At 61.4% G+C, this 20,127-nt stretch carries 20 protein-coding genes and 1 pseudogene; 9 read left to right on the forward strand and 12 right to left on the reverse strand.

From position 1 onward, the window contains the following. Window positions 1-11 precede the first annotated feature (11 nt). The 6 genes and pseudogenes from Q9451_RS03450 to Q9451_RS03475 form a co-directional block, all read right to left on the reverse strand. On the reverse strand, window positions 12-368 hold the full coding sequence (locus Q9451_RS03450; protein WP_041166590.1) for a hypothetical protein: 357 nt from the start codon (window positions 366-368) through the stop codon (window positions 12-14). Beyond that, window positions 368-1,345: a hypothetical protein gene (locus Q9451_RS03455; RefSeq protein WP_012274198.1), complete on the reverse strand. Its 978-nt coding sequence runs from the start codon at window positions 1,343-1,345 to the stop codon at window positions 368-370. Before Q9451_RS03455 ends, Q9451_RS03450 begins: the two co-directional genes overlap by 1 nt. Window positions 1,346-1,355: 10 nt before the next feature. After that, a complete protein-coding gene (locus Q9451_RS03460) occupies window positions 1,356-1,844 on the reverse strand; it encodes a type VI secretion system tube protein Hcp (RefSeq protein WP_012274197.1) in 489 nt (162 codons plus the stop codon). Window positions 1,845-2,139: 295 nt separating this feature from the next. Further along, a complete protein-coding gene (locus Q9451_RS03465; RefSeq protein ID WP_003258412.1) occupies window positions 2,140-2,484 on the reverse strand; it encodes a cupin domain-containing protein in 345 nt (114 codons plus the stop codon). A 96-nt stretch (window positions 2,485-2,580) separates the two neighbouring features. Further along, window positions 2,581-2,747 (reverse strand): annotated as a pseudogene (locus Q9451_RS03470) (cation transporter); the annotation flags it as partial. A gap of 24 nt (window positions 2,748-2,771) precedes the next feature. Beyond that, window positions 2,772-3,653 carry a LysR substrate-binding domain-containing protein gene (locus Q9451_RS03475; RefSeq protein ID WP_012274196.1) on the reverse strand — a complete coding sequence of 294 codons (882 nt, stop codon included), beginning with the start codon at window positions 3,651-3,653 and terminating at the stop codon, window positions 2,772-2,774. A gap of 78 nt (window positions 3,654-3,731) precedes the next feature. Between Q9451_RS03475 and Q9451_RS03480 the strand changes: the two genes are divergently transcribed. Continuing rightward, window positions 3,732-4,496 carry a sulfite exporter TauE/SafE family protein gene (locus tag Q9451_RS03480; protein ID WP_012274195.1) on the forward strand — a complete coding sequence of 255 codons (765 nt, stop codon included), beginning with the start codon at window positions 3,732-3,734 and terminating at the stop codon, window positions 4,494-4,496. Here Q9451_RS03480 and Q9451_RS03485 read toward each other — a convergent pair. Further along, the gene (locus tag Q9451_RS03485) at window positions 4,486-4,800 is read right to left on the reverse strand and encodes a putative quinol monooxygenase (RefSeq protein WP_012274194.1); all 315 of its coding nucleotides are present in this window, start codon (window positions 4,798-4,800) and stop codon (window positions 4,486-4,488) included. The two genes, Q9451_RS03480 and Q9451_RS03485, sit on opposite strands and share 11 nt — an antisense overlap. 162 nt (window positions 4,801-4,962) lie before the next feature. On the opposite strand from Q9451_RS03485, the gene Q9451_RS03490 reads away from it, so the two are divergent. The 3 genes from Q9451_RS03490 (at window position 4,963) to ggt (ending at window position 8,322) form a co-directional block, all read left to right on the forward strand. Continuing rightward, window positions 4,963-5,553: an NAD(P)H-dependent oxidoreductase gene (locus tag Q9451_RS03490; RefSeq protein WP_012274193.1), complete on the forward strand. Its 591-nt coding sequence runs from the start codon at window positions 4,963-4,965 to the stop codon at window positions 5,551-5,553. An 87-nt stretch (window positions 5,554-5,640) separates the two neighbouring features. Further along, window positions 5,641-6,537, forward strand: coding sequence for a LysR family transcriptional regulator (locus Q9451_RS03495; RefSeq protein WP_041166788.1), 897 nt, complete (start codon window positions 5,641-5,643; stop codon window positions 6,535-6,537). A gap of 117 nt (window positions 6,538-6,654) precedes the next feature. Then, entirely contained in the window at window positions 6,655-8,322 is a 1,668-nt protein-coding gene (gene ggt, locus Q9451_RS03500; RefSeq protein ID WP_012274191.1) for a gamma-glutamyltransferase, read from the forward strand. 130 nt (window positions 8,323-8,452) lie between these two features. Here the strand turns inward: ggt and Q9451_RS03505 are convergent, their stop codons facing one another. Together Q9451_RS03505 and Q9451_RS03510 are read right to left on the reverse strand one after the other, a co-directional pair. Beyond that, entirely contained in the window at window positions 8,453-10,372 is a 1,920-nt protein-coding gene (locus Q9451_RS03505; protein ID WP_012274190.1) for a methyl-accepting chemotaxis protein, read from the reverse strand. Window positions 10,373-10,545: 173 nt separating this feature from the next. Then, entirely contained in the window at window positions 10,546-11,439 is an 894-nt protein-coding gene (locus Q9451_RS03510) for a neutral zinc metallopeptidase (RefSeq protein WP_012274189.1), read from the reverse strand. A gap of 200 nt (window positions 11,440-11,639) precedes the next feature. On the opposite strand from Q9451_RS03510, the gene pcaH reads away from it, so the two are divergent. Then, window positions 11,640-12,359 (forward strand): protocatechuate 3,4-dioxygenase subunit beta, encoded by a 720-nt coding sequence (gene pcaH, locus Q9451_RS03515; RefSeq protein ID WP_012274188.1) that lies wholly within the window; start codon window positions 11,640-11,642, stop codon window positions 12,357-12,359. 10 nt (window positions 12,360-12,369) lie between these two features. Then, on the forward strand, window positions 12,370-12,975 hold the full coding sequence (gene pcaG, locus Q9451_RS03520) for a protocatechuate 3,4-dioxygenase subunit alpha (protein WP_012274187.1): 606 nt from the start codon (window positions 12,370-12,372) through the stop codon (window positions 12,973-12,975). 43 nt (window positions 12,976-13,018) lie between these two features. Here the strand turns inward: pcaG and trmA are convergent, their stop codons facing one another. Continuing rightward, window positions 13,019-14,104, reverse strand: coding sequence for a tRNA (uridine(54)-C5)-methyltransferase TrmA (gene trmA, locus Q9451_RS03525; protein WP_012274186.1), 1,086 nt, complete (start codon window positions 14,102-14,104; stop codon window positions 13,019-13,021). Beyond that, complete coding sequence (locus Q9451_RS03530; protein WP_012274185.1) at window positions 14,101-15,396, reverse strand: NCS2 family permease; 1,296 nt, start codon at window positions 15,394-15,396, stop codon at window positions 14,101-14,103. Before Q9451_RS03530 ends, trmA begins: the two co-directional genes overlap by 4 nt. Before the next feature lie 199 nt (window positions 15,397-15,595). Here Q9451_RS03530 and Q9451_RS03535 point away from each other — a divergent pair, with 199 nt between their 5' ends. Continuing rightward, the gene (locus Q9451_RS03535; protein WP_012274184.1) at window positions 15,596-16,075 is read left to right on the forward strand and encodes a GNAT family N-acetyltransferase; all 480 of its coding nucleotides are present in this window, start codon (window positions 15,596-15,598) and stop codon (window positions 16,073-16,075) included. A 25-nt stretch (window positions 16,076-16,100) separates the two neighbouring features. Here Q9451_RS03535 and Q9451_RS03540 read toward each other — a convergent pair whose 3' ends face one another. Beyond that, window positions 16,101-17,330, reverse strand: coding sequence for an MFS transporter (locus tag Q9451_RS03540; protein ID WP_012274183.1), 1,230 nt, complete (start codon window positions 17,328-17,330; stop codon window positions 16,101-16,103). Window positions 17,331-17,674: 344 nt separating this feature from the next. Here Q9451_RS03540 and Q9451_RS03545 point away from each other — a divergent pair, with 344 nt between their 5' ends. Together Q9451_RS03545 and cydB are read left to right on the forward strand one after the other, a co-directional pair. Beyond that, a complete protein-coding gene (locus Q9451_RS03545; protein WP_012274182.1) occupies window positions 17,675-19,111 on the forward strand; it encodes a cytochrome ubiquinol oxidase subunit I in 1,437 nt (478 codons plus the stop codon). Window positions 19,112-19,114: 3 nt separating this feature from the next. Next, a complete protein-coding gene (gene cydB, locus Q9451_RS03550) occupies window positions 19,115-20,122 on the forward strand; it encodes a cytochrome d ubiquinol oxidase subunit II (protein WP_012274181.1) in 1,008 nt (335 codons plus the stop codon). The last annotated feature ends 5 nt before the right edge of the window (window positions 20,123-20,127 follow it).

A 20,127-nucleotide genomic window follows, 5' to 3' on the forward strand; every position in this document is an offset into this window, starting at 1 on the left:
TTGCTAAACCGTTATAGGTAATGCGCTATTATCAAGGCGCTGAATAGAGTGATGTGCAGCGCCCAAAGTGTTACAAGTAAGATCTTGGTTTTTTTCGGAAAGCCTTCGATCTCTTGCCTATCTACTAGATTTCTTTTTGTAAAAAAAGATGGTAATGCAAGTACTGTTGAGATTGCGCCCGTGCGCATCATCTTGCCGATTGATCCGGCTCGCTCGTAGAGTAGTTTGTTTTGTTTTATATATTTGCTTTTGGGGAATAGGGATTCAAAATATTCTGTGCGTCGTGAGGCGACAAAAAACTGAGTGATCATTGTGATGATAATCAAATTTATAATGACGGCTGCAATGATCCCATCTTCAATAGCCATCAGTTTGAGAGCGCTCTATACAAAAAATCGCCGTAAGCTTCACCTTTCTCCCCACCAGCCTTGCCTCCAATTGTGGCGCCTGCGGCACCAATTATAACTGCACAAAGAAGCCCACCTGTTCCACCTGTTGGTAACCCGATCGCTGCGCATAAAACTGGCGCGATAATAGCTCCACCCAAATATCCGCCTGCACCGCCTCCTGCAAGGCCTCCCACGAGTGAGCCTCCGTCGATGTACTTTGCCCTTGTGCAATCCTCTTCGTGACCGAGCGTACAAGCGTTGTGGATATCCAGTCCAGTGGCTGCGATTTCAAGTGCTACGCCTATGTAAGTTCCTTGTTTGATCAAGCTGGATGCCCTCGCGACACTGGCTACCTTGTTGGCGTAACCGGCTATTTCGCCTGTGTGAATATAACGCTTGGTGGATATTCCCAGCGTCCTTTTGATCGATCCCTTGTTTCTCAGGCCTGAACCATAAGCCGCCATCTTGCCCAACTGTTCATCCAGTTTCATGAACAAGGCCGATCGCTTCGCATAGAACTGTTCGCGGGCTGTCATCGTTCCTGACCCAAGAAACTGCTGGTGGAGTTTTTCGATATCCATCAAGGTGACCTCGATAGCCTTCAGGTGCCTGCTCCATCCGTCACTGACCATTCCAGCGCCCATTGACGCATGCGCGATCAGGCTTTTCAAAGTCTCGAAATTATCCAGAAAGAAGTTATCCACACCTTGGCCGTTGCGCATCAGCCCCATGTGCACAATGGCAGCCTGCCTCATCATCCAGGCTTCCTGGCTGGTGCAGGAAGCCGTGGTGGGGTCGCCAATGATGATAAGCTCACCGCTACGCACCACCGTATTGGCAATGTGCGAATTTAGAACATCAAATTTTTCCAGCGCATGGCCGCTCAGTGCGAGGTCGGATTTGAGCCGATGATAGTTTTGCAGCTTGAGGTTGAGAAACGCGCGGGCTTCGGACATGACTTGAGCCTCACGCGTATTTTTTATTGCCGATACGGTCCCAGCCGCCGGCGATGTTGCCGCCACCGCCGCCATCGATGCGCCGTTGCTGGGTGTAGGTGGTCTTGATTCGACCGTAGTTGAGCTGTACTACTTCAAGCGGTACACCGGTGTCGACGCTCTGCGAGTACTCGGCAATGATGACTTCTTCCAGAATGATTTCGTAATACTTGAGCTTGTCACCGCCGGCGCGACAGAGTGCCAGCTTCACCGCTTTGAGATGCTGCCCTGTACAACTGGCCTCCATCAGCTTGCAGCTGGCACTGTCGAGGTATTTGGTGAATGTGAAGTTGGTGACGGAGGTTCGGCCGGATGTGGCACCACCAGCCGAGCTTGCAGTGGCGGATGTACTTTGACTGACCCCAAAGTCATAGCTAAGTACTTCAATCCATTGACTGTATTTTTCGTCCCGTGCTTCGCCTGGAATACGGTCAATCTGAATATATGCATCGAAAGCCATGTCTACCTCTCCCTGGCAACTTTTGATTGGACAATGCTACCCACGAATGGGGGCAGTCAGTGCAGGCTAGGCCTGAGTGATTGCGAGGGCAATACACATTGAGAGGTAGGGATTAGATTCAGAAAAGGACTACAGAAATGGGCGGGGATGTGTAAGGCCATGTAACTGTGGTTCAATGCTTTGATTAATTCACGCTCTTTTGTTGCCTTGTTCAAACAAATTGTTCAAGAGTGTTTCTGGCCCTGTGGGAAATTTAGCGTTTTCCACAGGGCCTCTATCGGGTGGAGATTACTGATCAGGCAAAGACGAAATACTTGCGCACGGTCTCGACCACTTCCCAGGTACCTTTCATCCCAGGTTCGATCACGAACACATCACCCGCTTTCAGGTGTTTCGGCTCTTCGCCTTCCGGGGTGATGATGCAGTAGCCATCGAGGAAGTGGCAGAACTCCCACTTCTCGTAGTTGACCTCGAACTTGCCTGGGGTGCAGATCCAGGTGCCCATGATCTTGCTGCCGTCGGCAGACAGGTAGGCATTGAGGTTGACGGTGTGCGGATCGCCGCCGATGCGCTTCCACTTGGTGGCGTCCACGACCGGCGTCGGGCAGGTTTCGCGCAGGACGGTGATGAAATCGGACATGGCACAACTCCTGGTGACTGGCTGAATGACGGGTCACCATAGGCCCATCGGCCGAGCCGCAGTTGCCTGGGCTCGACGTCCAGCTGCCTGCCCGCGCTATGCCAGGCGCTTTACCTCGACGGTGATGTGCGCCAGTTCTTCGTGCCCGCCCAGAGCCTGGCGCACGCTGTTGGCGCTGAGAGCGACTTGGCTGGCCAGCCGAGATTGCAGGCGTACCGGTCTTTGCCCACGCGCCATAAATGCAGGTCGGTGATGCTGGCCGGCACTACCTGCACTTGTTGATTACCTCAGCCGCAGAGTGTGGTGACCAGCCCTGCGGCATAGCCCGGTAGCGCAGTAAAATCCCGCGCGCATACCAGCAACTTGCGGTTGGCCCATGGTTCCTCAAGCGCTACCCAATGCAACGGCAACATCCCTTGCCAGCGCTGCACCGCTGCCAGCGGCACCACCCCGACACCTGCACCGCCCGCCACCATGCGAATCACCCCGTCAAACCCTTCTGCCCGCACCCGAATCCGCATGCGCCGCCCCTCGCGCAGCGCCTGCTCTTCCAGGTACAGTGCCAACGCGCTGCCAGCCCCAAGGCCGACATAGCCATGGCTCAGGCTTTCGATGAAGCTGGGCGCGGCTGCATGGGCCAGCGGGTGGCCCAGCGGTGTCACCAGCACCATCGGGTCGTCGCGAAACGGCCGGGTTTGCAGATGCTCGCTGGGGGCAGCGGTGGAAACGATGCCCAGGTCGGCGATGCCCTGGGTAATCGACTGCACGATGCGCAAGCTCGGCAGCTCTTGCACGTCCACGCTGACACCGGGGTTTTCCGCCAGGAAGCTGGCCAGCAGTTCGGGCAGGTACTCGGTAAGCGCAGCGGTGTTGCACAGCAGGCGCACCTGGCCTTGCTGCCCCTGCGCATACTGGCTTAGGTCGAACTGCAAGCGCTCGACTTGCTGGGTTATCAGCCGCGCATGCTGCAACAACGCCTGGCCGGCCGGCGTCGGTTGTACGCCACGACGGTTACGCTCAAGCAAAGGAATACCCAGCGAGGCTTCCATGGCGCGGATGCGCGCACTGGCCGCTGCCAGTGAAAGATGGCTGCGGCTGGCGCCGGCGGTGATGTTGCCGCACTCCAGGGTGTGTTGGAACAGCTTGAGGTCGATCAGGTCGAAGTGCATGTGGCTCTGTCTTGGCAAGAGGCTGGCTGAGTATATGGCAGATTTTCACCTCGTTCGCTGTACGCCATCATCGGCCCCATGACTACCTTGCTCACTTTCTACCAGGACATTGGCCCAGCAATCTCGCTGCTGGTGGTACTGACTTTCCTGCTGGCTGGTGCAGTGAAGGGGGTGATCGGCCTGGGCCTGCCGACCATTGCCATGGGCTTGCTGGGCCTGGCCATGTCACCGGCGCAGGCTGCCGCATTGCTGATCGTGCCCTCGACCCTCACCAATCTTTGGCAGTTGGCCAGCGGTGGGCACCTGCGGGCGTTGCTGGTGCGGCTGGGGCCGATGCTGGTGATGATCTTTGTCGGTACATGGCTGGGCAGCGCCTGGCTGGGAATCAACAGCGGCCCGTGGGCTGCCCACGCGTTGGGAGCCGCCTTGTTGGTCTATGCGTTGTACGGGTTGGTCGGCCTGGGCTTTCATGTGGCTGCGGGGCACGAGCGTTGGCTGGGGCCGCTTTGCGGCCTGGTCACTGGCGTGGTCACGGCGGCGACTGGGGTGTTCGTGATGCCCGCTGTGCCCTACCTGCAGAGCCTGGGTCTGAGCCGAGAGCAGATGATCCAGGCCTTGGGCCTATCATTCACGGTCTCGACCCTGGCCTTGGCCGTTGGCCTGGCCGGGCAGGATGCCCTGGGTGGCCAGGCGCTGGGGGCATCGCTGCTGATGCTGGCGCCGGCCCTGCTTGGCATGCTGGCCGGGCAGTGGCTGCGTCAGCGCATCAGTGCGCTGCTGTTCAAGCGTTGCTTCTTCATCGGCCTGGCCGTACTCGGCGGCCATCTGCTGATTAACGGTTAGCAGATGATGCGCTGAGCATGTCGACCCGCTGGATATCGAAATCGCGCTCCAGGTATTCCATGCGTTTTTCGAAGAACGCAGTCATGTGCGGCAGGGCCGAATGCACGTCCAGTGCAGCCTGGTCGGCCCACACTTCGAAGAACACGAACAGGCTCGGGTCTTCCTTGTCGCGCAGCATGTGGTACTCGATGCAGCCTGGCTCCTGGCGGCTTGGCTCGACGTAGGGGCGGAACAGGGTTTCGAACGCATCAGCCATTTCCGGGCGGGTCTTGGCTTTGAGGATGAAGGCGAACTGCTCACTCATGGGGCGCTACTCGATGATGGTTGGTGAGCTGATTCTACGGCAATAATTCATTGCCAATTCGTGACTTCTGATCAATTGTATTTTGCCCTGTCACTGCTGTATCCCACACCCGTGAGCCTCTAATCTGCCGGCCTGAATTTTGATTCGGCCGTGGAGGCCAGCATGAAAAAGATCCTTCTGCTCAATGGTGGTAAACAGTTCGCTCACTCTGATGGCCGTCTCAACGCAACCTTGCACGAAGCGGCCCTCGCTCATCTGGACCGCGCCGGGTTCGACGTGCAGCAGACATTCATTGACGGTGGTTACGATGTGCAGGCAGAGGTGGAGAAATTCCTCTGGGCTGATGTGATCGTCTACCAGATGCCGGGTTGGTGGATGGGGGCGCCGTGGACGGTGAAGAAGTACATCGACGAAGTCTTCACGGCAGGCCACGGCAGCCTCTACGCCAATGATGGCCGCACCCGTTCGGACCACTCGCAAAAGTACGGCAGCGGCGGCCTGGTGCACGGCAAGCAGTACATGCTGTCGTTGACCTGGAACGCGCCGCAGCAGGCGTTCGATGACCCGAGCGATTTCTTCGAAGGCAAGGGTGTTGATGCCGTTTACTTCCCGTTCCACAAGGCCAACCAGTTCCTTGGCATGAGCGGCCTGCCGACCTTCCTGGCGGTGGATGTGATGAAGCGGCCGGATGTGCCGGCTGCCTTGGCAGCGTATGAAGCCCATCTGGACAAGGTATTCGGCAAGGCGCAGTAATGGGAGGTTGGGGCCGCGCAGCGGCCCCTTGCACAGACTCCGATGACCCGCTATCAATCACCGCATACCCCTGCCAAGGCCAATCGTGTGATAACCCGATCCGAAGAACTCCAGGTATTCGTCGCCGTCATCGACTGCGGCTCGATCTCCGCCGCCGCCGACCAGATGGGCCAGACCCCCTCCGCCGTCAGCCGCACCCTGTCGCGGCTGGAAGGCAAGCTGGGCACCACGCTGGTCAACCGCACCACCCGGCGCATGGACCTGACCGAGGAGGGCCGTTTCTTCCTCGAGCGTTCGCGGCTGATCCTGGAGCAGATGGACGAGATGGAAGAGCGCCTCTCGATGAACCGCCAGACCCCCTCCGGGCGGCTGCGCATCAACGCCGCTGCGCCGTTCATGCTGCATGCCATCCTGCCGTGGATCGGCGAGTTCCGCCGCCAGTACCCGGGCATCGAGCTGGAGCTGAACACCGACGACTTGATCATCGACCTGCTGGAGCAGAGCACCGACGTGGCGATCCGCATCGGTGAGCTGGCCGACTCCAGCCTGCATGCGCGCAACCTGGGTTGCAGCCCCGTGCAGGTACTGGCCAGCCCTGCCTACCTGGAGCAGCACGGCACACCGCAGCGCGTCGAGGATTTGGCCAACCACTGCCTGCTCGGCTTCAGCCAGCCCGAATCGCTCAACCATTGGCCACTGCGCCACGCCCAGGGCGACCGCTTCAGCATCCGCCCGGCATTGCTCGCCTCCAGTGGCGAGACCCTGCGCCAGCTGGCGCTAGCCGGGGAGGGCATCGTCAGCCTGTCGCATTTCATGACCCACGAAGACATCCGCACCGGGCGCCTCCAAGTGCTGCTGGGCGAAGCCAATAATGGCTACCGTCAGCCGATCCACGCGGTCTACTACCGCAACACCCAGCTGGCGCTGCGTATCCAGTGCTTCCTGGACTTCATCCAGCGCAAATTGGCGATGTACGCCTGCTGAGTTGCCTGAACGCGACAAATCCTGCCCACAGGCGGCGAAACTTCCTACGGTTGATTGCACAGTCGAAGCGCTTCGGCCTTACTGACTGCTCAACAAAAACAACACCAAGGAAGTGTCATGCGTATTGTCCCGTTCCAGTACCTGGCTCTCGCAGCCGCGATTCTGAGCTGTTCCTCGGTTTACGCCGCCAACCTGGAGGGCGGCGCGGTGGCCGCACCTGATCAATATGGTGCACAGGTAGCCGCCGACATTCTGAAAAAGGGCGGCAACGCGGTGGACGCCGCAGTGGCAACCGCCTTCACCCTGGCGGTGACCTACCCCGAGGCCGGCAACATCGGTGGTGGCGGCTTCATGACCCTGTTCATCGACGGCAAGCCCTACTTCCTCGACTACCGCGAAGTCGCGCCCAAGGCCGCCACGCGCAACATGTACCTGGACGACAAGGGCGAGGTCATCGAGAACCTGAGCCTGGTTGGTGTACGCGCCGCTGGTGTACCCGGTACGGTGATGGGCTTGTGGGAGGCGCACCAGAAGTTCGGCAAGCTGCCCTGGAGCGAGTTGCTGACCCCGGCCATCGGCTATGCGAAAAACGGCTTCAAGGTGGCGGAAAAACAGTACCAGTACCGCAACGATGCCCAGGGCATGTTCAAGACAGCGACCAACTTCAACGACTACTTCGGCAACATGAAGGTTGGCGAGCTGTTCAAACAGCCGGAAATGGCCCAGACCCTGGAGCGCATCGCCGACAAGGGCGTGAGCGAGTTCTACCAGGGCAAGACCGCCGACCTGCTGGTGGCGCAGATGCAGGCCGACAAAGGCCTGATCACCAAAGAAGACTTGAAGGACTACAAGGCCGTGTGGCGTGAGCCGATGGCCGTAAGCTGGCGCGGCAATGTGGTGTACACCGCCCCACCGCCGAGCTCCGGTGGCGTGGCACTGGCCCAGTTGCTGGGCATCAAGGAAGACCGCGCGGCGGACTTCAAAGGGGTGGCGCACAACTCGGCGCAGTACATCCACCTGTTGGCAGAGATCGAAAAGCGGGTGTTCGCCGACCGTGCCGACTACCTTGGCGACCCGGCCTTTACCAAGGTGCCGGTGGACCAGCTGGTGGCCAAGGATTACCTGGCCAAGCGCGCCGCGCAGGTCAACCCGCAGGCCATTTCCGACACCGACAAGGTCAAGCCAGGGCTGGAGCCGCACCAGACCACGCATTTCTCGATCGTCGACAAGCAAGGCAATGCGGTCAGCAATACCTACACCCTCAACCTCGACTACGGCAGTGGCGTGGTGGTGAAGGGCGCGGGCTTCCTGCTGAACGACGAGATGGATGATTTCAGCGCCAAACCGGGTGCGGCTAACGCCTTTGGTGTGGTCGGCGGTGATGCCAACGCCATCGAACCGGGCAAGCGCATGCTTTCATCGATGAGCCCTAGCCTGATGACCCGCGATGGCAAGGTCGAGCTGGTGATCGGTACCCCGGGTGGTTCACGGATCTTCACCTCGATCTTCCAGGTGATGAACAACCTGTACGACTACGGCATGCCGTTGGACAAGGCGGTGGCGGCGCAGCGGGTGCACCATCAGTTGCTGCCCAAGGACACCATCTACTTTGACAGCTATGCGCCCCTGACCGGGCCGGTAGCTGATGAACTGAAGAAGATGGGTTACGTGCTGGAGGACCAGGGTTGGGAGATGGGCGATATCCAGGCGATCCGGGTGGATGGGGCGAAGCTTGAGACCGCTTCCGATCCGCGTGGGCGTGGGGTGGGGATGATCGTCAAGTAAGCCTGTTCGGGCGCTGGGAGGGCTTCGCCCTCCTTTCGCGACACAAGGCCGCTCCTACAGGGGAACGCGATTTCCTGTAGGAGCGGCCTTGCGTCGCGATGGGCCGCTAAGCGGCCCCAGGGGCTTCAAGTCAGACGCGGAACTGGCTGACCAGTGTCTGCAACTGCCCACCCAACCGCGCCAGCTCAACGCTCGCCGACGCCGTCTCGTCACTGGCCGCCGCCGTCTGCTCCGACACATCACGTACATTCAGAATGCTGCGGCTGATCTCTTCAGCCACCGCACTCTGCTGCTCTGCCGCCGCGGCAATCTGCTGGTTCATCGACTGAATGCTCGACACCGTGCTGGTGATGCTCTCCAGCGAAGCCCCGGCCTTGCGCGCCAGTTCGACGCTGCTGTCGGTCAAGCTACGGCTGCCCTGCATGGCACTGGCCACTTGCTGGGTACCCTGCTGCAGGCTGGCAATCAGCTCTTCGATCTCTTCGGTGGACTTCTGCGTGCGTTGGGCCAGGCCGCGCACTTCGTCGGCGACCACGGCAAAGCCACGCCCGGCCTCGCCGGCGCGCGCCGCCTCGATCGCCGCGTTGAGTGCCAGCAGGTTGGTCTGTTCGGCCACTGACTTGATCACGTCCATCACGCTACCGATCTTCTGGCTTTCCTGCTGCAACAGGGTCATGGCCTCGGTGGAGCGGTGCATGTCTTCGGCCAGGCGCTCGATCTGGCCAATCGCCTCGCCCACCACGCGGTCACCGGCGCGGGCTTCGTCATCGGCACCGGTTGCGGCATGCGAGGCCTGCTCGGCATTGCGCGCCACTTCCTGAACGGTGGCGGCCATTTCGTGCATGGCGGTGGCTACCTGGTCGGTCTCGACCTTCTGGCTGTTGGCGCCGGCGCTGGTCTGTTCGGTTACTGCCGACAGCTCTTCGGCGGCGCTGGCGATTTGGGTGACGCCATCGCGGATGCCACTGATAAGTTCGCGCAAGGTAGTGCCCATTCGCGCGATGCCTTGCTGCAGTACGCCCAGTTCGTCGCGGCGGGTGACGCGCATGTGCTGGGTAAGGTCGCCGCTGGCGATCTGCTCCACGGCCACCAGGGTGTCGTGCAACGGGCGAGTGATCTGGCGGGTGATCAGCACCGCTGCCAGCACACCGACCAGCAGCGCCAGCAACGTTGCGATGGCCTGCAGGCTGCGGGCCTGGGTGCTCTCGATGTCACGGCGCTGCAGCTGGATCTGGTACAGCGCATCGCTTCGCTTGACGATATCGGCGCCCTGCACAGTCATTTCGGCACGTGAGGTGGTGATGTTGGCGACCGCATCGCGGAACTGGCGCACGGCGTCACGGTAAGCCAGTACCGAGCTTTCGAACTGTTGCAGGCGGGCGTCTTCGGCGGGCAGCTGGCGCTTGAGGTTGTCGATGTCGGCCAGCGCTGCATCCAGCTGGCGCAGGGCGGCCTGCTCGTTGGCGCTGCTGTTGTCGGCGATGTAGCCGCGCACATCGATGCGTACCTGCAGCAGTTGCTGGCGGGCCTTGCTGATCAGTTGGTACTGGGCCAGGCGCACGCTGTCCGCCTCGGGGCGTGCCATCACTTCCTGGCTGAGGGCGTCCATGGCCTGGTCGGCACGGGTGGCCGAGCTGTCCATGGTAACGCGTGCGCTGCGGGTGGCGTCGTAGCCCTGGCGCATCTTGTTCAGCGAAAGCTTGTAGGCGCTGATGGTGTCGCCCAGCTCACCCAGCAGCTTGATGTTTTCCGGGCTTTTGAACGTGGTGGCCAGGTAGGCTTGCTGCTTGCTGAAGGCGTCCAGCTTGGCCTGGGTGTTGGCGGCGGCAGTATCGTCGCCGTTGGCGATCATGTACTGCAGGCGCGCAATGCGCAGGTCAGTGAGATCCTTGTTCAACTGGCCGATATCGCCCATCCAGTTGCTGCGGTCGATCAGGCTGCCCAGGCTGGTCCAGCCGGTGAGGGCCAGCAGGCCAGTGAGGACCAGCACAAGGCCGAAGCCCAGGCCGAGTTTGAGGTTGACGCTGATGTTGGCGAACCAGCTGTTCATGCACGCTCTCCAGAAGTTGATTTCGCTCTTTTGATCTTCGATCGCCAGGCGTTGTTGTTCTGGATGCCCGCTGACTCGTGCAGGAGTTATCGGCAATGATGGGGGAAGCTGAAACGCTTTTTCAGCAGATTTGTAACTGGATGATTGGGGCCGCCAAACGGCCCCAATCCGTGTCAGAGGTTACGTGCACTGAAGGTATCGCAGCTGTTCACTTCACCCTCGGCAAACCCGGTCTTGAACCAGCGCACCCGCTGCGCCGAAGTGCCATGGGTGAAGGAGTCCGGCACCACACGCCCACGGCCCTGCTGTTGCAGGCGGTCATCGCCAATGGCATTGGCCGCATTCAGCGCTTCCTCGACGTCACCTGGCTCCAGCCAATTCAGGCGCTTTTGGGCCTGGTAGGCCCAAACACCGGCCAGGCAGTCGGCCTGCAACTCCTGGCGCACCAGCAAGCCGTTGTCGCCCTCCATCCGCTGGCCACTGCGACGTGCGGCATCGACCTTTGCCGAAACGCCCAGCAGTGTCTGCACGTGGTGGCCGATTTCGTGGGCGATCACATAAGCCTGGGCAAAGTCGCCGGCCGCAGCGAAGCGGGTTTCCATTTCGCGGAAGAACGACATGTCCAGGTACACCCGCTGGTCCGCCGGGCAATAGAACGGCCCGACCGCTGCGGAGGCAAAGCCACACGCCGAGTTGACCTGGCCGCTGAACAGCACCAGCTTGGGGTCGCGGTATTGTTTGCCGGCCTCGGCGAACAGGGCCTTCCAGGTGTCTTCGGTATCGCCCAGTACCGAGGCGACGAAATCGGCCTGCTGGTCGTTGGCCGGCGGCGCCTTGCCGCCCGCACCACTGGGCGCCGTTTGTTGCTGCTGCTGTTCCATCTGGCCGGTGAGCTGGCCAAGAATCTGCAACGGGTCCTGCCCGGTAAGCCAGCCGATACCGACGATCAGCAGAATCGCCCCGAGCCCCAGCCCTTTGCCGCCGCCGAAACGCATGCCGCCGCCACCGCCACCCTCGCCTCGGGCATCGACCACGTTGTCGCTGCGTCGGCCTTTTCGCCATTCCATGAGTGCTCTCCCGAGCGTGAAACAAGAAGACAAAGATTAGTTCACGACAGCGGCGAGTGTCAGGGCAAAGTGTTTATGCATAACCATTTGGTTATGTTTCGTGTGGTTGATTTCAATATTCATCGTGCGCGACCTGTCGGAAACTGTAAGTCCGCCTGCCACGCCCAGGCGTTCAGATAATTCCAAGAGAGGAAACCGGCATGCCCGCACAGGACAACAGCCGCTTCGTGATCCGTGATCGCAACTGGCACCCCAAAGCCCTTACGCCTGACTACAAAACGTCCATCGCCCGCTCGCCGCGCCAGGCACTGGTCAGCATTCCGCAGTCGATCAGCGAAACCACTGGTCCGGACTTTTCCCACTTGGGCTTCGGTACCCACGACCATGACCTGCTGCTGAACTTCAACAACGGTGGCTTGCCGATCGGTGAACGCATCATCGTCGCCGGCCGTGTCGTCGATCAGTACGGCAAGCCTGTACCGAACACCCTGGTAGAGATGTGGCAAGCCAACGCCGGCGGCCGCTATCGCCACAAGAACGACCGTTACCTGGCGCCGCTGGACCCGAACTTCGGTGGCGTTGGCCGCTGCCTGACCGACCGTGACGGCTACTACAGTTTCCGCACCATCAAGCCGGGCCCGTACCCATGGCGCAATGGCCCCAACGACTGGCGCCCGGCGCACATCCACTTCGCCATCAGCGGCCCGTCGATCGCCACCAAGCTGATTACCCAGTTGTATTTCGAGGGTGACCCGCTGATCCCGATGTGCCCGATCGTCAAGTCGATCGCAAACCCTGAAGCTGTGCAGCAGTTGATCGCCAAACTCGACATGAGCAACGCCAACCCGATGGACTGCCTGGCCTACCGCTTCGACATCGTGCTGCGTGGCCAGCGCAAGACCCACTTCGAAAACTGCTGAGGAACCCGCCATGCCAATCGAACTGCTGCCGGAAACCCCTTCGCAGACTGCCGGCCCCTACGTGCACATCGGCCTGGCCCTGGAAGCGGCCGGCAACCCGACCCGCGACCAGGAAATCTGGAACCGCCTGGCCAAGCCTGACGCGCCGGGCGAGCACATTCTGCTGATCGGCCAGGTGTACGACGGTAACGGCCACCTGGTGCGCGATTCGTTCCTGGAAGTGTGGCAGGCAGATGCCAACGGCGAGTACCAGGATGCCTACAACCTGGAAAACGCCTTCAACAGCTTTGGCCGCACCGCTACCACCTTCGATGCCGGTGAGTGGACGCTGCACACGGTCAAGCCGGGTGTGGTGAACAACGCTGCTGGCGTGCCAATGGCGCCGCACATCAACATCAGCCTGTTTGCCCGTGGCATCAACATTCACCTGCACACGCGCCTGTATTTCGATGATGAGGCCCAGGCCAATGCCAAATGCCCGGTGCTCAACCTGATCGAACAGCCACAGCGGCGTGAAACCTTGATTGCCAAGCGTTGCGAAGTGGATGGGAAGACGGCATATCGCTTTGATATCCGTATTCAGGGGGAAGGGGAGACAGTCTTCTTCGACTTCTGATTCAAACCTTTGGGGCCGCAAAGCGGCCCCAAAGGTGCGACGGTCAGCGCCTGACCAGTAGAACCCCGCTCTCCATATGGTGGGTATAGGGGAACTGGTCAAACAACGCACACCGCTCGATACGGTGCGTGTCCTGCAACTGGGCAATGTTTGCCGCCAGCGTTTCCGGGTTGCACGAGATGTACAGGATCCGCTCGAAGCGCCGGGTCAGCTCGCAGGTATCCGGGTCCATCCCCGCCCGCGGCGGGTCGACGAACACGGTACCGAACTCATAACTTTTCAGGTCGATGCCTTCCAGTCGACGGAAGGGTCGCACCTCATTCAGCGCCTGGGTCAGCTCCTCTGCCGACAACCGCACCAGCCGCACGTTATCCACAGCGTTCTCGTCGAGGTTGCTCAACGCGGCATTGACCGATGTCTTGCTGATTTCGGTGGCCAGCACCTGGCGCACACGGGTAGCCAGCGGCAGGGTGAAGTTGCCGTTGCCGCAGTACAGCTCCAGCAGGTCGTCCTCACGCTCACCGATGGCCTCGAAGGCCCAACTGAGCATCTTCTGGTTCACCGCACCGTTGGGTTGGGTGAACGCGCCTTCCGGTTGGCGGTAGCTGAACACACGGCCGGCCACGTCGAGTTCTTCAATCGCGTAGTCGCGGCCGATCACCAGGCGCTTGCCCTTGGAGCGGCCAATGACGCTTACGCCCAGCGCTTCAGCCAGTTGCCGCGCTTCCACTTCCCATGCCTCGTCCAGCGGGCGGTGGTAGCACATCGTGATCATCGCATCGCCAGCCAGGGTGGTGAGGAACTCCACCTGGAACAGGCGGTTGCCCAGTTCCTCGCTGGCCTGCCAAGCCGCCTTCAGGCGCGGCATCAGGGCATTGATGCGCTGGCTGGCAATGGGGAAATCGTCGATCAAGATCGCCTTGTGCTTATCGCCCTGGGCAAACATGGCATAGTGGCGCTGGCCATCCTCGCGCCACAGGCGGAATTCGGCGCGCAGGCGGTAGTGCTCGCGCGGCGAGTCGAAAACGGCCGGCTCCGGCGCGCCGAACGGCGCCAGCAGCTCGCGCAGCCGGGCCACCTTGGCGTCCAGCTGGGTGGCGTAGGAGGAGGGGTCGAAAGCAGCACTCATGCGTTGAACCAGCCCAGCTTGATGACGAACAGGATGGAAAGGATCACCAGGGCCGGGTTCAGGTCGCGGTGGCGGCCGGAAATCAGCTTGACGGCGGTCCAGGAGATGAAGCCGAAGGCAATGCCGTTGGCGATCGAGTAGGTCAGCGGCATGGCCAGGGCGGTCACCACCACCGGTGCGGCTTCGGTGACATCGTCCCAGTTTATTTCCGCCAGGCCAGAGGCCATCAGCACTGCGACGAACAGCAGGGCCGGGGCGGTGGCGAATGCCGGTACGCTACCGGCCAGCGGGGCGAAGAACAACGCCAGCAGGAACAGCACGGCCACCACGATGGCGGTCAGGCCGGTGCGGCCACCGGCACTCACGCCCGCAGCGGATTCGATGTAGCTGGTGGTGGTCGAGGTGCCCAGCAGCGAACCGGCCATGGCGGCGGTGCTGTCGGCGATCAGGGCGCGGCCCATCTTCGGCATGTGGCCGTCCTTGCCCATCAGCCCGGCGCGCTTGGCCACGCCGATCAAGGTGCCGGAGTTGTCGAACAGGTCGACGAACAGGAAGGCGAAAATCACGCTGACCAGGCCGACGTCCAGCGCGCCAGCGATGTCCAGCTGCAAGAAGGTTGGGGCCAGCGACGGCGGCATGGAGACGATGCCACCGAACGGCGTCACGCCCATCACGATCGAGGCGATGGTCACCGCCAGGATGCCGATCAACACGGCGCCGCGCACTTTCAGCGATTCCAGGCCGACGATCAGGAAGAAACCCAGGGTGGCGAGGATCGGTGCGGGTTGCTTGAGGTCGCCCAGGCCCACCAGAGTGGCCGGATTATCGACGACGATGCCAGCGTTATGCAGGGCGATCAGCGCGAGGAACAGGCCGATACCGGCGGCAATCGCCGAACGCAGCGGCAACGGGATACTGTTCACGATCCATTCGCGGATGCGGAAGATCGACAGCAGGAAGAACATCACCGCCGACAGGAACACCGCCCCCAGCGCCACCTGCCAGGTGTGGCCCATGTGCAGCACCACGGTGTAGGTGAAGAACGCGTTCAGGCCCATGCCCGGTGCCAGGGCAATCGGGTAGTTGGCGATCAGGCCCATGGTGGTGGAACCGATGGCTGCAGCCAGACAGGTGGCGACGAAGATCGCCCCTTTGTCCATGCCGGTCTCGCCGAGGATGCTCGGGTTGACGAACAGGATGTAGGCCATGGCCAGGAAGGTGGTAACGCCCGCAAGAATCTCGGTGCGCACGTTGGTGTTGTGTGCTTTTAGTTGAAACAGCCTTTCCAGCATGCCCGCTCCCCAAGGCGCCCCCGGCGCCATGAATGTATCGACCCCATCAGCAAAGCACAGACCGTACCGGTTGCCGTGGTTTTGTGTGGGGAGGAAAAAAGCCGCGCATCATACCAGCATGCTCGGTGAGCGGTAATCAATGTCGCGATATACTGCCGATTCTGCGCCGCGCGGCATGCGGCCTCGTGGGAGCAGCGCTGTGCAGTTGATTGACTACCGTGACCTGAACCAGGCCCAGCGCGCCCAATTGCTCGATATCCAGCTGCACCCAGCGCAGCAACGCCATGCCGGTGATGTGGCCAGTGCGTTGTATCTGCTGCTCAACTGCAAAAGCGATCAACGGCGTGCACTGGTGATTGTGCTCGACAGCGTGCCGCAGGGGTTGCTGTTGCTTCAGTGCGGGGCATTTCTACCCGCCTGGGCCAAGCCTGGTGCGGCGATGATAACGGCCTTGCAGGTCGACAAACGCTTGCAGGGGCGTGGCTTGGGCCGTGGGTGTATGCAGGCCTTGCCGGCAGTGGTGCGCGCGATGTGGCCGGATGTCGAATGCCTGCAATTGTCAGTGGACCGCGACAACCATGCGGCGTTGGGTTTGTACCGCGCCACCGGCTGGATGGACAGTGGCGATGGCTACACGGCCCGCAGCGGCCATGAACGTTGCATGACCTTGATGCTCTGAGCGGCCTGCGATCGGGCCACGGCGTTCAGTTGGTGGGCTTGCTGTGCAGTTGATCGCGCTTGGCCAGGGTCGGGAACAGCTTTATCCATACCCCGGTCACCACTAAGGTGCCCACCCCGCCCATCACCACCGCCGGCACTGTGCCAAACCAGTGCGCCGTCACCCCCGATTCGAACTCACCGAGCTGGTTCGAGGCACCGATGAACAAGCCGTTCACTGCACTCACCCGCCCGCGCATTTCATCCGGTGTCTCCAGTTGCACGAACGAGCTGCGAATGACCATGCTGATCATGTCCGCCGCGCCCAGCACCACCAGCACCGCCAGCGAGAACCAGAACGAGGTCGACAGGCCGAAGGCGATGGTCGCCACGCCGAACACGCCAACGGCGGTGAACATGGTCCGCCCGACTTTGCGCTCGAACGGGAAGCGTGCCAGCCACAGCGACATCAGCAACGCCCCCACCGCGGGTGCCGAACGTAGCAGGCCAAGGCCCATCGGGCCGGTCAGCAGGATGTCCTTGGCGAACACCGGCAGTAGCGCGGTGGCCCCGCCCAGCAACACTGCAAACAGGTCCAGCGAGATGGCGCCGAGGATATCGGGCCGGCTGCGGATGAAGCGGATGCCGGCCAGCAGCGATTCGATGCTGGCGCGCCCACGTTGGGCGACTTGGCCGCGTGCCTGCAGGCTCAGGGTCAGCACACAGGCAATGGCGTACAGGGCAACGGTCGGGCCGTACACCCAGATGCTGCCGAACGCATACAGGAAACCGCCCACAGCCGGCGCCACGATGGTGGCCGACTGGGTGGCCGACGCCGAAGCCGCCACCGCCCGCGGGAACAGCCCAGGTGGCACCACATTGGGCAACAAGGCCTGGGTTGCCGGCATTTCGAACGAGCGCGTGGCTCCGAGCAGGAAGGCCAGGGCAAAGATCAGTTCGCGGGTGACGTTGTCGGTCGCGCTGCCCACCGCCAGCGCCAGGGCAATCAGCCCCTGCAGGCTCTGGCACAAGGCAGCGACCTTGCGCCGGTCATAGCGGTCGGCGACATGCCCGGTGTGCAACATGAACAACACCCGTGGGGCGAATTCGACCAGACCGACCAGGCCCAGGTCCAGCACATTGCCGGTCAACTGGTAGAGGTGCCAGCCAATGGCCACGGTGAGCATCTGGAAGCCGCTGGCGGTGAACACGCGGGCCAGCCAGAAGGCCAGGAAAGGGCGGTGGTGACGCAACAACTGCGGTGCGGAATCGGACATCGGAAACCAGGGGCCTCGGCGCAGTAGAGGGGTGCGCAGCGTATCATCTGTTTGTAACAAACGGTTACTGTTTGCCCAGGTCGGCACTTTTCCACGGTTTATGAAAGAGGGTGGGGCAACCGGTCACGCGGCAATCAACCACACGGCCCGTCAGGCCATTCGGGACTATGCTTCCTAGCAGTCGTTGATCTGGATCAATCGTTCCAGATGTAACGATCGGGCCCTTGGGCCGAAATCCCTGCGATCGAACAGAACAATTCCAACGCGCCGTACTCGACCCAGTGGGGGCAGTGGGCGACTGGGGCCACAAGCCCGGACGCCGGATTATCTGAAGAGGAAGCACCATGTTCGGAATAGAGGCCTTAGAGCTCGCCCGAATGCAGTTTGCCTTTACCGTGTCGTTCCACATCCTGTTCCCGGCCATCACCATTGGCTTGGCGAGCTACCTGGCAGTCCTCGAAGGCCTCTGGCTGAGGACCCACAACCAGGTCTACCGTGATCTCTATCATTTCTGGTCGAAGATATTCGCCGTCAACTTTGGCATGGGCGTGGTCTCTGGCCTGGTCATGGCCTACCAGTTCGGCACCAACTGGAGCCGCTTCTCCGACTTTGCCGGCGCCGTCACCGGCCCGCTGCTCACCTACGAAGTTCTCACTGCGTTCTTCCTCGAGGCGGGCTTCCTGGGTGTCATGCTGTTTGGCTGGAACCGCGTCGGCCGTGGCCTGCACTTCTTCTCCACGGTGATGGTGGCGCTCGGCACACTGGTTTCGACGTTCTGGATCCTTGCCTCCAACAGCTGGATGCAAACCCCACAAGGCCACGAGATCATCGATGGCCGGGTGGTGCCGGTGGACTGGTTTGCAGTGGTGTTCAACCCCTCGTTCCCCTACCGCCTGATGCACATGGCCACAGCCGCGTTCGTTTCCACCGCGTTCTTCGTCGGTGCTTCGGCGGCTTGGCACCTGCTGCGCGGGCGTGACAACCCGGCCGTGCGCAAGATGCTGTCGATGGCCATGTGGATGGCGCTTATCGTCGCCCCGATCCAGGCGGTGATTGGCGACTTCCATGGCCTCAACACGCTCAAGCATCAACCGGTGAAAATTGCCGCGATCGAAGGCCACTGGGAGAACGTACCCGGCGAGCCGACCCCGCTGATTCTGTTCGGCATCCCCGACATGAAGGCCGAGACTACCCGCTTCAAGGTCGAGATTCCCGCGCTGGGCAGCCTGATCCTGACCCATAGCCTGGACAAGCAGGTGCCGGCGATGAAGGAGTTCCCGCCCGAGGACCGGCCTAACTCGACCATCGTGTTCTGGTCGTTCCGGATCATGGTCGGGCTCGGCTTCCTGATGATCTTCGTCGGCCTGTGGAGCCTGTGGTTGCGCAAGCGCGGCACGCTGTACAGCTCGCGCCCGTTCCTGCATGTGGCCCTGTGGATGGGCCCATCTGGGCTGGTCGCGCTGCTGGCCGGCTGGTTCACCACCGAAATCGGCCGCCAACCTTGGGTGGTGTATGGCCTGATGCGCACGGCTGACGGCGTGTCCAACCACAGCTACGCCCAGCTTGGTTTCACCCTGGTGGCCTTCGTGGTGGTGTATTTCGCCCTGTTCGGCACCGGCCTTGGCTACATGATGCGCCTGGTGCGCAAAGGGCCGCAGACCGGGGAAGGTGACGAGCACACACCGGGTGGCCCTGGCCAGAAACGCACGCCGGCGCGGCCGTTGTCCGCCGCCGATGATGGCCGAGAGGCCACCTCTGCCAGCCTGAACAAGGGGAACTGAGCCATGGGTATCGACCTTCCGCTGATCTGGGCCGTGATCATCATTTTCGGCGTCATGATGTACGTGGTGATGGACGGTTTCGACCTGGGCATCGGCATGCTGTTCCCCTTCGTCAAGGGCGAGCAGGACCGTGATGTGATGATGAACACTGTCGCGCCAGTGTGGGACGGCAACGAAACCTGGTTGATCCTGGGCGGGGCGGGGCTGTTCGGGGCTTTCCCGATGGCTTACGCGGTCGTTCTCGAGGCCTTGTACCTGCCGCTTATCCTGATGTTGATCGGTTTGATCTTCCGTGGCGTGGCCTTCGAGTTTCGCTTCAAGGCCAAGGCCGACAAGCGGCATATCTGGGACAAGGCATTCATCTGGGGGTCGTTGGTCGCCACCTTCTTCCAGGGTGTGGCGTTGGGTGCCTTCCTCGAAGGCTTCAAAGTGGTCGACCGCCATTTCGCCGGTGGCACACTCGACTGGCTTACCCCGTTCAGTCTGTTCTGTGGTTTGGGGCTGATCGTTGCCTACACGTTGTTGGGGTGCACCTGGCTGATCATGAAGACCGAAGGGCCGCTGCAACAGAAGATGCACGACATGGCCCGGCCGCTGGCGCTGGTGCTGCTGGCGGTGATCGGTATCGTCAGCCTGTGGACCCCCATCGCCTACCCGCAAATCGCCGACCGCTGGTTCAGCATGCCAAACCTGCTCTGGTTCATGCCGGTGCCGCTGCTGGTGCTGGTGACCTTCTACGGGCTGCTGAAGGCGGTAGCGCGCAATGCACACTACACGCCGTTCCTGCTCACCCTGGTGTTGATCTTCCTGGGTTACAGTGGCCTGGGCATCAGCCTGTGGCCGAACATCATCCCGCCGTCGATCTCGATCTGGGAGGCCGCAGCGCCCCCGCAAAGCCAAGGTTTCATGCTGGTGGGCACCCTGTTCATCCTGCCGTTCATCCTGATGTACACCTTCTGGAGCTACTACGTGTTCCGCGGCAAGGTGACCCACGAAGACGGTTATCACTAGGAGGG

The sequence above is a fragment of the Pseudomonas sp. NY8896 genome (genome assembly GCF_039634505.1).